General features: G+C 66.4%; 14 protein-coding genes. 9 read left to right on the top strand and 5 right to left on the bottom strand.

Annotated features, from left to right (window positions below; translation table 11 throughout):
- Positions 1-93 precede the first annotated feature (93 nt).
- On the top strand, positions 94-2,508 hold the full coding sequence (locus EV651_RS43040) for a sensor histidine kinase (RefSeq protein WP_133788488.1): 2,415 nt from the start codon (positions 94-96) through the stop codon (positions 2,506-2,508).
- On the top strand, positions 2,505-3,152 hold the full coding sequence (locus EV651_RS29255) for a response regulator transcription factor (RefSeq protein ID WP_238157266.1): 648 nt from the start codon (positions 2,505-2,507) through the stop codon (positions 3,150-3,152). Before EV651_RS43040 ends, EV651_RS29255 begins: the two co-directional genes overlap by 4 nt.
- A 179-nt stretch (positions 3,153-3,331) precedes the next feature.
- On the opposite strand, the gene EV651_RS29250 is transcribed toward EV651_RS29255, so the two are convergent.
- Positions 3,332-4,342, bottom strand: a complete 1,011-nt coding sequence (locus EV651_RS29250; protein WP_133788487.1) for a YafY family protein — start codon at positions 4,340-4,342, stop codon at positions 3,332-3,334.
- Between the two features lie 54 nt (positions 4,343-4,396).
- On the opposite strand from EV651_RS29250, the gene EV651_RS29245 reads away from it, so the two are divergent.
- From EV651_RS29245 to EV651_RS29225, 4 genes are all read left to right on the top strand, one after another.
- Positions 4,397-5,527, top strand: coding sequence for an epoxide hydrolase family protein (locus tag EV651_RS29245; protein WP_133788486.1), 1,131 nt, complete (start codon positions 4,397-4,399; stop codon positions 5,525-5,527).
- Between the two features lie 316 nt (positions 5,528-5,843).
- Entirely contained in the window at positions 5,844-6,155 is a 312-nt protein-coding gene (locus EV651_RS29240; RefSeq protein WP_133788485.1) for a hypothetical protein, read from the top strand.
- A 43-nt stretch (positions 6,156-6,198) separates the two neighbouring features.
- The gene (locus EV651_RS29235; RefSeq protein WP_133788484.1) at positions 6,199-6,567 is read left to right on the top strand and encodes a hypothetical protein; all 369 of its coding nucleotides are present in this window, start codon (positions 6,199-6,201) and stop codon (positions 6,565-6,567) included.
- 446 nt (positions 6,568-7,013) lie between these two features.
- Positions 7,014-7,370 (top strand): hypothetical protein, encoded by a 357-nt coding sequence (locus EV651_RS29225; RefSeq protein WP_133788483.1) that lies wholly within the window; start codon positions 7,014-7,016, stop codon positions 7,368-7,370.
- Positions 7,371-7,441: 71 nt separating this feature from the next.
- Here EV651_RS29225 and EV651_RS29220 read toward each other — a convergent pair whose 3' ends face one another.
- The 3 genes from EV651_RS29220 to EV651_RS29210 all read right to left on the bottom strand — a co-directional run bounded on the left by EV651_RS29220 (position 7,442) and on the right by EV651_RS29210 (position 8,544).
- Positions 7,442-7,642: a hypothetical protein gene (locus EV651_RS29220; RefSeq protein ID WP_133788482.1), complete on the bottom strand. Its 201-nt coding sequence runs from the start codon at positions 7,640-7,642 to the stop codon at positions 7,442-7,444.
- 78 nt (positions 7,643-7,720) lie between these two features.
- Positions 7,721-7,918, bottom strand: coding sequence for a hypothetical protein (locus EV651_RS29215; protein WP_133788481.1), 198 nt, complete (start codon positions 7,916-7,918; stop codon positions 7,721-7,723).
- A 77-nt stretch (positions 7,919-7,995) separates the two neighbouring features.
- Positions 7,996-8,544, bottom strand: coding sequence for a class IV adenylate cyclase (locus tag EV651_RS29210; RefSeq protein WP_133788480.1), 549 nt, complete (start codon positions 8,542-8,544; stop codon positions 7,996-7,998).
- Between the two features lie 400 nt (positions 8,545-8,944).
- Between EV651_RS29210 and EV651_RS29200 the strand changes: the two genes are divergently transcribed.
- From EV651_RS29200 to EV651_RS29190, 3 genes are all read left to right on the top strand, one after another.
- On the top strand, positions 8,945-12,043 hold the full coding sequence (locus tag EV651_RS29200) for a DUF3427 domain-containing protein (protein WP_133788479.1): 3,099 nt from the start codon (positions 8,945-8,947) through the stop codon (positions 12,041-12,043).
- 107 nt (positions 12,044-12,150) lie between these two features.
- Entirely contained in the window at positions 12,151-12,366 is a 216-nt protein-coding gene (locus EV651_RS29195; protein ID WP_133788478.1) for a TrfB-related DNA-binding protein, read from the top strand.
- Between the two features lie 148 nt (positions 12,367-12,514).
- Complete coding sequence (locus tag EV651_RS29190) at positions 12,515-13,429, top strand: aldo/keto reductase (RefSeq protein ID WP_238157265.1); 915 nt, start codon at positions 12,515-12,517, stop codon at positions 13,427-13,429.
- Between the two features lie 41 nt (positions 13,430-13,470).
- Here EV651_RS29190 and EV651_RS29185 read toward each other — a convergent pair whose 3' ends face one another.
- Complete coding sequence (locus EV651_RS29185; protein ID WP_133788476.1) at positions 13,471-14,334, bottom strand: LysR family transcriptional regulator; 864 nt, start codon at positions 14,332-14,334, stop codon at positions 13,471-13,473.
- Positions 14,335-14,336 lie beyond the last annotated feature (2 nt).

Below are 14,336 nucleotides of genomic sequence, written 5' to 3'. Positions count from 1 at the left end.
GAGGGTGAATTCCCTCCCCGGCGGGCAGTTCCCCGCCCGTTCCGGGATCGCTTTCCCGAGACGGCGGGAACCTTTCGGGAGCACACTGCGGATATGACAACGTCCCGGAACCGCCGAGGCCTCGCCGCCGCGCTGGCCGCGCTGGTGGTGGCCGAGGTGGTTTTCGCCGTGGCCTACGGCGTCTCGATCGGGTGGGGCTGGCGCGAGCTGGTCGACAGTTTTGCCGTGACGAACGGCCTGATGGGCCTCACCTTCGGCCTGTGCGGCGCGGTCATCGCCTGGCACCGGCCGGCCAACCCGATCGGCTGGCTGTTCCTCGCGGACGGGATCGGCCACGCCACCACGCCGTTCGCCGACACCCTGGCCTACGTCGTGCACGGTGAGTTCGCGCAGCGGGTGCTCGTCACCGTCTCGATGGCTGCCTGGCCGTGGTCGATCGGACTGTTCCTGCCGCTCGCGCTGTTGCTGTTCCCGGACGGCCGGTTGCTGTCCCCGCGCTGGCGCTGGGCCGCGATCGGGATCATCGTGACCGCGCCGCTTTTCGTCCTGGAGATGATCGGGAGCGGCGAACCGATCTCGCCCGATCTTCCTCTCGGCCTGTTGACCGTGCCGAACTACGACGCTCTGCAACCCCTGTGGACAGCGACCGAGGTCCGCAATCTCGTCGCGATCCTGTTGGCCCTGTTCTGCCTCGGGATCCGCTACCGCCGGGCCGACGAAGCGGGCCGCCGGCAACTGCTGTGGTTGCTGCTGGCATCGGTGATCGCGCTGCTCTTCGTCGTCCCGTGGGCCTTCGTCGCCGGTACGCCGATCCTTGTCCTGCTGGCGATTCCGCTGATCCCGATCGCGGTCGCCGTGGCGATCGTCCGCTACCAACTGCTCGACATCCGGCTGGTCGTGTCGCGTGCGCTGACCTGGGCGCTGTTGTCGCTCGTTGCCATTGGCATCTATGCGGCGCTGGTCGCGTTACTCGACTCGCTGATCGCGTCACAGGTCGGACGGTCAGCCGCGGTGACCGTGTTCGTGGCACTGGTCATCGCGCCGGTGCTGCCCCGGCTGCAGCAGCTGGTCGACCGAGCTCTGTACGGCGACCGGCACGATCCGGCGCGTGTGGCGTCCCGGGTCGGCGAGCAACTGTCCGCCGGCCTTCCAGGCGTGGTCGCAGCAATCCGCTCCGCCCTACGCCTGCCATACGCCGCCCTAATCGTCAACGGCCAAGTCATAGCCGCCAGCGCCACCACCCCCGCCCGCGGCCCCGCGGCCGGTTCTGCTGGAGGTTCCGTCGTACCGCTGGAGTTGTCGTACGGGGGTGAGGTGGTGGGGACGCTCGAGGTTGGGGTGCGGTCGGGTGAGTCGGGGTTGTCGTCGGCCGATCGGAGTGTGCTCGGGCTGGTCGCCGTACCGCTGGCGGTCGCGCTGCATGCGACGCGCTTGTCGGCGGAGTTGCAGTCGTCGCGCGAGAAGCTCGTGTCCGCGCGCGAGGAGGAACGTCGACGGTTGCGGCGGGACCTGCACGACGGTCTGGGGCCGACGCTCACCGGCGTCGCGTTCTCCGCGGACGCCGCCGCGAACCTGATCATCACCGACACATCGCAGGCTGTCGAACTGCTCGCCCGGTTGCGGTCCGATACCCGGTCGGCGATCGCCGACGTACGTCGTCTGGTCGAGGACCTGCGACCCCCGGCACTCGACGAACTCGGGCTGGTCGGAGCATTGCGGCAACGCGCGGATCAACTGTCTTTCCGTGCCGATGGAGCAACGCTCCAGGTGGAGGTCGCAGCCGAGGGATTGCCGACGTTGCCCGCCGCGTTGGAGGTCGCGGCGTACCGGATCGCGACCGAGGCGCTGACGAACGTCGTACGGCACTCTCGGGCAACCTCCGCCGTACTGACGCTGCGCTGCGGGACCGCGTTGGAGATCGAGGTGACCGACGACGGCCCACCAACCGACACCTGGCGCCCCGGCGTCGGCCTGCAAGCAATGAACGAACGAGCCGCCGAACTGGGCGGCACCTTCGAAGCCGGCCCAACCGCCCACGGCGGCCTCGTCCGCGCCGTCTTCCCCCTCCCCACCTCCACCACCGACACCCCGCCCCACTCTCGCAACGCCCTCCCCGCCCACACCCCCGCGGCCCCCAACCCCGCCCCACCCACCGACCTCTCTCCCACCGACCCCTCTGCCACTCGCACCGCCACCAGCCCCTCTGCCACGCGCACCCCCGCCACCCGCCCTTCCACCGACGCGCCTCCCAGACCGAATCCCGCAGTACCGTCCACCTCCAACACCGACTCACCCACCGACCCCTCTACCACGCGCACCCCCGCCACCCGCTCTTCCGCCGACGTGCCTGCCGGACCGAATCCCGCAGTACCGTCCACCTCCGACACCGACTCACCCACCGACGCCACTGCCACGCGCGCTCCCGCCGCCCGCTCTTCCGCCGACGCGCCTGCCGGACCGAACCGCGCAGTGCCGTCCCCCGAAGCCTCGTCCTTGGAGTTGCGGTGATCCGGGTCGTGCTGGCCGACGACCATCCGGTGGTCCGGGCGGGGTTGGAGGCGCTGCTCAGCTCCCTCCCCGGGATCGAGGTAGTCGGGGTCGCCTCCACCGGACGTGAAGCGATCCGCGAGGTCGTCACGACCCGCCCCGACGTCGCCGTACTCGACCTCCAAATGCCCGACCTGGACGGCTTCGCCGCCACCCGCGAACTGGCCCGCGCCGCACCCGAGGTCGCCGTCCTCGTACTCACCATGTTCGAAGACGACGACTCGGTCTTCGCCGCCATGCGCGCCGGCGCCCGCGGCTACCTCGTCAAAGGCGCCGAACAAGACGAGATCGCCCGCGCCATCCGAGCCGTGGCCGCCGGCGAAGCCATCTTCGGCCCCGGCGTCGCCCGCCGCGTCCTCACCTTCTTCGCGGCCCCGCCACCCACCGCCCCGTTCCCCGAACTCACCACCCGCGAACGCGAGATCCTCGACCTCCTCGCCGCCGGCCTCTCCAACCCCGCGATCGCCACCCGCCTCGACCTGGCCCCGAAGACCGTCGCCAACAACGTCTCCACCATCTTCACCAAACTAGGCACCGCCGACCGAGCCACCGCCATAATCCAAGCCCGCAACGCCGGCCTAGGCATACCTAACGACAGGACGTAGTCGACCAACTGGCCTGCACGCCCGCCCGAGCTCCCTCTCCCGGCCCCAGATCCACCGACTACCTCCTGTCGTTAGGCGCGCTCGGCGTACCTAAGAACGGGTGGTGCCCCGACTCCTGCGCCTCTCCCCCAGCCGCCCCCGCCTCCCGGCGCCCGGCCCAGCAGCGCAACTCGCGACCACTACCCGTTCTTCGGTACGCCGATCGCCTTCAGATAGCGCTCGCCCACGGTGCGAAGGTGGTTGACGAGGGCCGGCGGGCCGTCGACGTGGAAGTCGAGGCCGAGCATGCCGATGTAGACGGCGATCGTCTCGAGCGAGTCGGCGCCCGTGACCAGGATGCAGGTGTCGTCATCCACGGATTCGACAATGCCGACGGCCGCGTGGATGCGCGACAGGACCTCCTGAGCGGGCGCGTACACCGTGATTCGAGCATGCGCCTTCCACCCGGCCGACGCCACGTCATGCAGTACGAAATCGATGTACTCCCCGTCGGCCATCGGACGCGGCTGATACCGCCGCCCCGTTGCCATCCGCAACGACATCCAATCGACGCGGTACGTGTGCCACTCCCCCTGCTCGTCCCGCGCGACCAGATGCCAGTACCCGTGCCAGCTCACCAGCCGATAGGGCTCGACGAGGATCGGCAACTGCTGCGTGACACTCGATCCCGCCTTGTACAGCGAGACACCGTCCGGTACGACGTACTCGAAGCGAAGATAATGCTCGTCCCGGATGCACGCCGCGATGGTCGACAGTACGGCGGGATCGATCTCGGGAGCGTCGACGTTCGAGCGCGTGTTGTCGGGGCCCTTGTCCATCGCCTTGTTGATCGCGTTCACCTGGCGCTGCAGACGATGCGGAAGCACCTGCTGGAGCTTGGTCAGCGCGCGCACGCTGCTCTCCCCCATCCCGACAACGCCCGCACCGGTCCGCAGACCGACCGCGACGGCGACCGCTTCCTCGTCGTCCAGCAGCAGCGGCGGGAGCTTCGCGCCGACACCGAGCTGGTAGTGGCCGGCCGGACCGCGCGTCGCGTCGACCGGATATCCGAGGTCACGCAGCCGATCGATGTCGTTCCGAACCGTCCGCGTCGTCACCTCGAGTCGCTCGGCCAGCTCGGAACCGGTCCACGCGGGACGCGTCTGCAGCAGAGCTAGCAGTGCTAGCAAACGCTGCGAAGTCTCGAGCAAAACAATCTCCCAATTAGGAATCTAATGTTCCTATACGGATTCTACGGTAGAGCCATGAACACGAACGAGAGCATCCGGCCCTTCACCGTCACAATCGCCCAGGCCGACCTGGACGACCTGAACGCCCGCCTCGCGCGGACCCGCCTTCCCGAGGCCGCCCCGGGCGACGACTGGGACCTCGGCACGCCGAACCACTACCTCCGCGAGATGGTCGACCGCTGGCAGAACGAGTTCGACTGGCGGGCGCAGGAGGCGCGGATGAACGAGTTCCCGCACTACCTGACCGAGATCGACGGGCAGACCGTGCACTTCATCCACGTGCCGTCCGCGGTCGAGGGCGCCACCCCGCTGCTGCTGACCCACACGTACCCGGGTTCGTTCGCCGACTTCCTCGACATGATCGGCCCGCTCACCGACCCGGTCGCGTACGGCGGATCCGCCGAGGACGCGTTCTCGGTCGTCGTACCGTCGATCCCCGGCTTCGGGTTCAGCACGCCGCTCGTCGACCGCGGCTGGACGATGGCGCGGGTGGCGCGCACGTTCGACACGCTGATGCGGCGGCTCGGCTACGAGTCGTACGGCGCGCACGGGTCCGACGCCGGCGCGATGGTCGCCCGGGAACTCGGCGTACTGAACCCGCCCGGATTCCTCGGACTGCACGTCCTGCAGCTGTTCTCGTTCCCGTCGGGCGACCCGGCCGAGTTCGAGAAGTTCACGCCGGCGGACTACGCCGCACTCGAACACCTGAAGTGGTTCCAGTCGGTCGGCGGGTACAACGCGATCAACTCGACCCGCCCCCAAACCGTTGCCGTCGGCATCTCCGACTCGCCGGTCGGGCAGCTCGCCTGGAACGAACTCTTCAACAACTTCGGCAACGGCACCAGCCTGGTCACCCAGGACCAGATCCTCACCGAGGTCTCCCTCTACTGGTTCACCAACACCTCAGCCGCAGCCGGCCGCTACCACTACGAGGAGGCCAACTCCGGCGCCGAACCCCAACTCAACCACGCCCCCACCGGCGTCGCCGTCTTCGCCGACGACTTCAAAACCATCCGCCCACTCGCCGACCGCGACAACACCAACGTCGTCCACTGGTCCAACTTCGAAAAGGGCGGCCATTTCGCCTCCCTAGAACGCCCCGAAGAGGTCACCGAAGACCTCCGCAAGTTCTTCCGCAACCTCTGACCTTCGTCACCCGACCGAGAGGGAGCCCGGAGCGCCAAGCGCCCCGGGCTCCTTTGAGCTCCACCCATCTGGAGGGACGTCCGGGCAGAGCCTCCTCCACCGGCCAACACACCCCGCCGGCGCTCATCCCCCACTCACCCACCTCCGAAACTACGCCCACCCACCCCACCCGACAACAGCGCTCACCCTCTGTGGATAACTCCTCTCCTGAACGGAGCGCCGCTCATATTCTGATGAGAACGCCCACAAACCGGGAAGGACCACGATGGACTCCGAAGAAGCGTCATACGTGCTCCCAGACGGAGAACGCGTTTGGGTGATCAAGACCTCCACCGCCGCCGACCTCTTGCCTCAAATGCTCGAACGTTTCCGCTTCGGTCATATGGACCCACTCATCTTCGGCGAAGCAGGCCGGCCCGAAGGCGTAGTCGTCCCCTTCGAACTCTGGCGCGCCCTCGACACGCGCGTCTTCGACGAGGACGGTTTCGATACGACCTACACCCTCGAACGCGCCCGCCTGTCCGACCCCCGCCCATCAATCCCCATCGAAGAAGTAGCCGCCGAGTTCGGCTGGAACCTCGACGACCCAATCGATGATTCCGACGTCAAGTCGAAGCCCAGGCAATGACGAGGTCATTTAGTCTGGGGCGATAGCTAGCGAGGGAGTTCAGATGTCGACGGAGACGCCGCAGGACCGGCCCAATGGCGACCGGGTCAACGTGATCGACACGGCGACCGCCGCACACAACCTTCCCCGGATGCTGCAGCGGTTCCGCGCAGGTCAGGCTGAGCCACTGATCTTCGGCGACGACGGCCGGCCGGTAGGCGTGGTCGTCCCCTTCGAGCGGTGGGCGCTGCTCGAAGAGGTGGCAGCGGACACTGAGCAGGCCGCAGAGATTCGCGAGGTCACCCGACGGCGCCTGGCGACCAACCGCGTCGAGGACTACGTCTCGGCCGACGAACTGGCCGCCGAGTTCGGCTGGAACCTCGACAGCGACAACGAGCCGCCCAGCAGTTCGAAGCAGTTCGCCTCGGCTTGAGCGCCCTGCGCGAGGGCCGGCCGACCTGACCCAAGCAGTGAAGGCCATGGAGGGCCTTCCCTCACCCGGCACCTCCGCACCACAAACGATCCGCCCGCCAGCAGCCCAACGCCACCCACCAAGCAGAGGCCCGTCCCAGAGCAGATAAGCCAGCTCCACGCGGTCGTCAATCGAACCGCAGGTCGTCGATCGTGGTCAGATCGATCCCGTAGCGCGCAGACACCTTGATCGTGTTCTCCCCAGTCAGCCGCAGCTCATTGATGCCTCGTGCCCCGGCAACGTCGACAACATGCTCACGCGAGTCACCCTCGATCTCCAGGTACGGCGGGATCTGAGCGAGCTGGCCAACGAGGCCGAGTTCAACCGAAGTGCACCCTGTGGATAACTCCCTCCTCGCCAGTCATCCACTTCCTATCCTGTAAAGGACGCCGACCGGAAGGATCTCGATGAACTCCGACGAAACACCGCACATTCTCGCCAGCGGTGAACGGATCTGGGTGATCGGCCCGTCCGCGGCCGCCGAGCATCTTCCGCAGATGCTCGAACGGTTCCGCTCGGGCGAGGCCGGCCCCTTCATCGTCGGCGACGCAGGGCAGCCTGAAGGCGTCTTCATCTCCTGGGACCTCTGGCAACGCCTCGCCGTACTCTCAGCCGACACCCTCGAGTTCGACCACGTGTACGACATCGCCCGCGAGTCCCTTGCCGACGATGGGCCGTCCGTCCCGCTCGAAGACGTGGCGGCCGAGATCGGCTGGGACCTGAACGAGCCGATCGACGACTCCGACCTGCCGCCGAAGAAGTGACCGCGCGGTATCGACTCCTCGTCAGGCCCAGGCTTCGGCGGGAACTCGCGATGCTGCAACACGCGGCCGCGTCACAACCGGACAGCCTTCGCGGTCGTGAGTTCCGTGCTCTCAAGCTCGGCCTTCAAGCCTTGGCCGAAGGACGCGAGGACGAGTACGACGGCAAGCGTCTCGGCTACTCGCCGGATCACCACGACCTCCGCGACTGTGCCGAACTCAAGGTGCCAGTCGTCCGGGAGTCCCGTCGCGGTCACGACCTCGGCCCGTCGCATCGCTTGATCTACCGCGAATTCGAAGCCGAGGATGGCGGTCTGCCCTACCGAGAGGCCGTCTGCTTCGCGCCACGCGGTTCAGATCTCCCGTTCCAGATCGCCGGCGCCCGCCTCGGGCGTGAGCTCGGGCAACCCGTCCCCGAGCTTGCGCACCTCCCGAACCACCGTCCCACCTTCCAACGCGGCGCCGCCGAACCCACCGGCCCACCCCGCCTCCCCCTCCCACCCGACCTCCGCAATGCCCTCGCCGCAGCCTCGAACGTGGCCCCCGCCCACGGAGCCGTCACCGCGCAACCGTCCACCCAGCCACCTTCAATCACCGCACGCCGCGGCATCCCGCGCGGCAGAGAGCGCTAGTCAGTGCTTGATTCGGCGAACCGGAGCTCGCTGATCGCGCTCAGATCGATCCCATAGCGGGCGTACACCTTGGTGGTGTTCTCGCCCGTGAGGTCGTCTTCGGGAACGCCCAACATGCGACCAACCTCAACGACATGTTCCTGAGAACGCCCTTCGATCTCGAGGTACGGCGGAATCAACGGCCACCTGTCGAGCTCTAACTGAGCACCGTCAAGCTCGAAACTCGTCCGCCGATTCTCCTGATACGACTTCGGCTCGAATCCGATGCGCCCCAGCAACTCGTTGGTGGTCTCGAAGTCCCCGACCACCACCTCGGTCTCCGTCGTACCGTCGATCCCGTCATGCGCGATCTCCTTGACCGTCAGCGTCACCGCCGTACCCGTGTCACGCAAGCGAATCCACCGTGACTGGTCCTCAACCTCGATGTCGTAGACGTACCGCCGCATCAGCCGATCCCCGACACGACGCCCACCCAGCGAGAGGATCCTGCCCGCCACCTCATCCGGATCAACGCCCAACACCTTGGCCTCGAACTCGATCGGCATCTCACACTCCCTCGGCGCCGTACTTCGCCGCCAGCTTTCGAAACTCGGTCTCCCGCAGCGCAAGAATCTCCTCGCGAAGGTCACTCCGAACGAACTCTTCCACAGGAAGGCAGAGATCCATTCGCTGGATGCAGATGCGCACCTGGAATGTGCCCTCACGATCCCGATAGAGCCGCACGCCGTACTAGCCCTCCTCGCAGTCGGTTCCGTTGTTGAGTCGGCAGCCGACGCACGTCTCGGGCAGGCGGACCGGTCGGACGCCTGGGTGAGGCGAACGCTCACCTGTTCGCGTAACGAATCAGCGGTGACTCGATGCGCGCAAGAGACACGCTCACCTGACGTCTAAGCAGGTGACTGTCGGCGCGGTCTGGCAAGCTCCTCTGGGAGGGGTGATAGGGGAATGAAGCCAGGGATCTACGACGCGTTGGTGACCAGCAGTCTGCTTGAGGCCATTGGGCAGTTTGATGGTCAGGAGCCGGTGGTACACGAGGTTGACGAGGCCGACCAGCCGGAGGTCCTGGCGCGGCACGTCGGGAACGCAGTACGGCGTGTGCTCGGCCGAACGCGCGACGCAGGCAAGCGCGTTGCTCTGGTCAACGACCTGCTGGAGCTCCTCGCCGAACACGACGACCTCCTGCCCAGCGAACCGCCTCGTCAACTCCACGCTCTCTGTCCCGCCGTACGTCCGGGCATCACGAGCTACGGCTCGACTCGTCCAAGTACGCCGCTGTCGGATGCTGCCCTGCTGACGAACTCGCACGGCGAGCCATCGCTGGGCCCGGAACTACGCGCCGAGATCGACACATCCGACGAGGTTGACCTGATCTGCGCGTTCGTGAAGTGGTATGGCCTCCGGTTGCTCGAGCCAGAGCTCGAGCGCCTTCGGCTTCGGGATGCTCCGTTCCGCGTCATCACTACGACCTATCTCGGCGCAACTGATCGCACCGCTCTCGACAGACTCGTCAACGACTTCGGCGCCGAGGTCAAAATCCAGTACGACGTCCTCCGCACGCGCCTGCACGCGAAGGCGTGGCTCTTTCGCCGCGCGACCACCTTCGACACGGCGTACGTCGGATCGTCGAATCTCTCCCGAGCAGCGCTACTCGACGGGGTCGAGTGGAATGTCCGACTCTCCCGGGTGGCCACGCCGGGCCTGCTGAACAAGTTCGGAGCGACCTTCGACACGTACTGGAATGACTCCACCTTCGAGTCGTACGATCCCGCACGCGACCGCGATCGGCTCGACGACGCACTAGCCGAAGCGAGCGGCCGTACGTCGTCCGATCGAGTCACGATCTCCCTGGCCGGCCTTGAGGTACGTCCGCGGCCGTATCAGGCGGAGATGCTCGAGGAAATCGAGGTCGAACGCGAGGTACACGACCGGCACCGCAACCTGGTCGTCGCAGCGACTGGCACGGGCAAAACCGTGATCGCAGCTCTCGACTATCGGCGGCTCCGCGATGCGGCCCTCGAGCGCGGCGAGCCCGCGCCGTCGCTCCTCTTTGTCGCTCATCGTCGCGAGATCCTGCAGCAATCGTTGCGCACGTACCGCGAGGTTCTCGCCGACGCGAGCTTCGGAGAGGAGTACCACTCGCGCGTACGCCCCGAACGCTGGCGGCACGTGTTCGCGTCTGTTCAGGCGTTGACGGCGTACGACGTCACCTCGATGCCGGTTGACGCCTTTGAGATCGTTGTCGTCGACGAGTTTCATCACGCTGCCGCTCCGACGTACCGGAAGCTGCTCAATCACCTGCAACCACGCGAGCTGCTTGGACTGACGGCAACGCCGGAGCGCACCGACGGTTTCGACTTGCTGAGTTTCTTCGGCGGAAGAACCGCCGTCGAGCTTCGTCTCTGGGATGCGCTCTCGGCCGATCTGCTCTGTCCGTTCCACTACTTCGGGATTGCCGATGGGACCCAACTCGACGAGCTGCAATGGAAGCGCGGTCGGTACGACGAGCGGCAACTCGAGGCGCTATACACCGGCAACGACAAACGCTCTGCCATCGTCCTGCGCGAGGTGCAGGACAAGCTCTCCGACGTACGAGCAATGCGAGCACTCGGGTTCTGCGTCTCAATCGCTCATGCCGAGTACATGGCGCGCACGTTCAACGCTGCAGGCATTCCTGCACAAGCCGTCTCCGGCGAGACGTCAACAGCCGTGCGCGATCAAGCCCTGCGTGATCTAAAGGATCGCCGAGTTAATGCACTCTTCGCGGCCGACCTCTTCAATGAGGGCCTGGATCTCCCAGAAGTTGATACCGTCCTGTTCCTCCGGCCCACGGAGAGTCCGACCGTCTTTCTCCAGCAACTTGGGCGCGGCCTGCGACAGTCCGACGGCAAACCAGTCCTCACGGCACTCGACTTCGTCGGGCACCAGCGCAAGGAATTCCGGTTCGACCTCAGGTTCCGAGCACTCACTGGCAAGACCCGAAAAGGACTAGAAGACCAAGTAAAGCAAGGCTTCCCGGCGCTGCCTTCCGGCTGCCAGATCGTCCTCGACAAGGTCGCCCAGGAGGTGGTCCTGTCCAATCTGAAGGGCCAGGTCGCCGGTCGTTGGCAAGACATGGTCCAAGAACTTAAGACGCTGGGCGACCGGGGGCTCGGGAACTTCGTGCAAGCGTCCGGAGTCGAACTCAGCGACGTACTGCGATCCGGTCGAAGCTGGACGTCGCTTCGGCGCGATGCGGGGATGCCCACTCGGGACGGGTCGACACATGAGACTGCGCTGCTACGACGGGTGCGGGCGCTGTCTCACGTCGACGATCCGGAACGTGCTCAGACCTATCGACGACTCCTCCAGGACGACGGACCGTCGTACGACGAACTGGCTCCAATGCAACGCACCTTCGCCCGCATGCTCTTCTTCTCGTTGTGGCCAAATGGCGGCGGCTTCAAGACGTACGAGGACGGCTTCCGCGCCCTCCGGCAGGAACGCGCAGCGCGCGACGAACTTCTTGAGGTCACCGACTTCGCCATGGATCACGCCCGCCATCGAGCCCTGCCGCTCAGAGGCCGGCTCGACGACCTCGCGCTGCGAGTACACGCTCGCTATCAACGTGAAGAGATCCTGGCAGCGCTCGACTACGCCAACTTTCAACGCCGACCGAGCACCTTCCAGTCCGGCGTCTTGTATTCGGAGGAGCTGAACTCCGATGCCTTCCTCGTCACCCTGGTCAAATCAGAAGCGGACTACTCACCGACCACGATGTATCGCGACTACGCGATCAGCCCGAGCCTCTTTCACTGGGAAACCCAGAGCAACACGTCGGTGACGTCGAAGGTCGGGCAGCGATACCTCAATCACCGCGACCAGGACACGAAGATCCTCATCTTCGCCCGCGAGCACAAGCTCACTGAGCTAGGCACCTCGCCGTACCTCTTCCTCGGCCCAGCCACCTACACCTCCCACACCGGCGACCGTCCAATAGCCATCACCTGGCAACTAGACCACCCGATGCCCACCGAAATGTTCCAAGCCGCGTCGGTCGTGGCATAACCGACCGCCTGGAGGGGTCAAGTCCGGCCGCTGACGTGCTGAGGCAGCTGAGACTGGGTGACAACCGGGGGTTGACATTGACAACTGGGGGTTGTCATTCTCGGGTTATGGCGGACAAGGATCTTTCTGGGCACGAGGGGACGTTTGAGCGGATCAAGGAGGTGCGGGCGCAGGCGCTGCACCATGCTCGGCTGGCTCAGGAGTTGGCTGCCGAGCGTCGGGAGCTGATGCAAGGCCTGCTCGACCAAGGGCTGTCGCGAGCTGACATCGCTCGGGAGCTCGGCGTGACGCGGCAAGCGATTCAGAAGATGTTGGCCTGCTAGACGCTCCCGCCACTCAGAAGGACGAGTAATCGAACTGAGCGGATTCCTCTGTTGGACATGTCAGCTGGGGCGAGGGAGGTTGGAGGGTATGGAATTTACTCAGCTTGGGCGTACGGGACTGAACGTCAGTCGGATCGTGTTGGGGACGATGAACTTCGGGCCTCTGACCGAGGTGGGGGATGCGCACGCGATCATGGATCGGGCGCATGAGGTGGGGATCAACTTCTTTGATACGGCCAACGGGTATGGGCGGTCTATCTACCCGGGGCGGACCGAGGAGATCATCGGGGAGTGGTTCGCCAAGGATGCCAAGAACCGGGAGAAGACGGTGCTGGCGACCAAGGTGTACGGCGACATGGGGCAGGAGTGGCCGAACACGAGCCGGCTGTCCGCGCTCAACATCCGCCGCGCGCTCGATGCGAGCCTGAAGCGGTTGCAGACGGACTACGTGGACCTGTACCAGTTCCACCACATCGACCGGAACACGCCGTGGGAAGAGATCTGGCAGGCGATGGAGGTCGCCGTACAGCAGGGGAAGGTGCTGTACGCCGGGTCGAGCAACTTCGCCGGATGGCACATCGCTCAGGCGCAGGAGGCGGCGGCGCGACGCAACTATGTCGGGCTTGTCAGCGAGCAGTCGCTGTACAACCTCGCACAGCGTGACATCGAGCGGGAGGTGCTGCCGGCGGCGCAGGCGTACGGGTTGGGCGTGATCCCGTGGTCGCCGCTGCACGGTGGGCTGCTGGGCGGCGTGATCCGGAAGGAGAACGAGGGCGTACGGCGCCTCGAGGGCCGGTCCAAGGAGACGCTCGAGAAGCTCCGGCCGCAGATCGAGCAGTACGAGGCGTTCGCGGACGAACTGGGCCACGAGCCGGGTGAGCTCGCGCTCGCGTGGCTGCTGCACCAGCCGGGCGTGACGGGTCCGATCGTCGGCCCGCGGACGATGGAGCAACTGGAGTCCGCCGTACGCGCCGTCGACATCAAGCTCGACGAGAAGTCCCTGACCCGCCTCGACGAAATCTTCCCGGGCTACAAGACCGCCCCGGAGGACTACGCCTGGTAAGGCGGACATGCCGCCGTACACAACCAGGTGTACGGCGGCATTCAGGGCTGGATCGAGTTGAGGAACGCACGTACGGCGTCGCGGTTGTCGGTGCGGCGCCACGCGACCGCCAGCTCAGCAGGTGGGAGATCCGGGACGGGGCGGCAGACGAGGCCGGGGCGTTGGTAGAGACCCGTGTTGCCTTCGGCGAGGAGGGCGATGCCGACGCCGGCGGTGACCAGTTCGAGGACCTCGTCCGCGGCGGTGGCCTCGGCCGCCACGACAGGCGGCCCCGACCGCGCGTCAACGGCCAGCCAGAAGTCGCGGAGTGGACCGGCTGCCGCAGGAAGAGCTACGAAGGGCTCGTCCAGGAGCAACTCGAACGGGACTGATGGGCGGTCCGCCAATGGATGCTGGGTGGGTAGCGCGACCCAGCGGGGTTCGGTGATCAGCACGCGGGTCGCGAAGTCGGCGGAGATCGGGAGCCAGACGAAGGCGACGTCGCTGGTTCCGTCGGCGAGGCCGGCGGTCGGGTCGTCCCAGCCGACCAGGCGCAGCGAGACCGTCCAGCCGGGGAGCGCGGCGCGGAAGCGTTCGACGGCAGGGCGTTGCAGATCGCGGCCGACAGCAGTCTGCATGCCAACCACCAGCTGATTCGGGTGGGCGGCTGCTCGCGCTTCGGCGTACCCGCGGTCCCAAGCGGCGAGCACCTCCCTCGCGACTGGGAGCAAGACCGACCCCTGCGAGGTCAGCGTCAGTCCACGCGGCAGGCGCTCGAAGAGGTCGAAGCCGAGGCGGCGTTCGAGGGCCCGGAGTTGTTTGGACAGAGCGGGCTGTGACACGAAGAGGCGCGCTGCCGCGGCCGTCACGGTCGCCTCCTCGGCGGTCGCGACGAAGTAGCGGAGTTCGCGCAGGTGCGCATCCATAA

The sequence above is a fragment of the Kribbella sp. VKM Ac-2571 genome, from assembly GCF_004362255.1.
GTDB lineage: Bacteria > Actinomycetota > Actinomycetes > Propionibacteriales > Kribbellaceae > Kribbella > Kribbella pratensis.
The sequence above is the reverse complement of the archived record's forward strand: the minus strand, read 5'-3'. Positions and strand labels throughout refer to the sequence as shown.

Coding starts and splice junctions, on each gene's coding strand:
- EV651_RS29225 (WP_133788483.1), top strand. CDS start 7,014: ATGAACTCCGACGAAACACCGCACATTCTCGCCAGCGGTGAACGGATC.
- EV651_RS29190 (WP_238157265.1), top strand. CDS start 12,515: ATGAACTTCGGGCCTCTGACCGAGGTGGGGGATGCGCACGCGATCATG.
- EV651_RS43040 (WP_133788488.1), top strand. CDS start 94: ATGACAACGTCCCGGAACCGCCGAGGCCTCGCCGCCGCGCTGGCCGCG.
- EV651_RS29220 (WP_133788482.1), bottom strand. CDS start 7,642: ATGCGACGGGCCGAGGTCGTGACCGCGACGGGACTCCCGGACGACTGG.
- EV651_RS29200 (WP_133788479.1), top strand. CDS start 8,945: ATGAAGCCAGGGATCTACGACGCGTTGGTGACCAGCAGTCTGCTTGAG.
- EV651_RS29185 (WP_133788476.1), bottom strand. CDS start 14,334: ATGGATGCGCACCTGCGCGAACTCCGCTACTTCGTCGCGACCGCCGAG.
- EV651_RS29235 (WP_133788484.1), top strand. CDS start 6,199: ATGTCGACGGAGACGCCGCAGGACCGGCCCAATGGCGACCGGGTCAAC.
- EV651_RS29195 (WP_133788478.1), top strand. CDS start 12,151: ATGGCGGACAAGGATCTTTCTGGGCACGAGGGGACGTTTGAGCGGATC.
- EV651_RS29245 (WP_133788486.1), top strand. CDS start 4,397: ATGAACACGAACGAGAGCATCCGGCCCTTCACCGTCACAATCGCCCAG.
- EV651_RS29210 (WP_133788480.1), bottom strand. CDS start 8,544: ATGCCGATCGAGTTCGAGGCCAAGGTGTTGGGCGTTGATCCGGATGAG.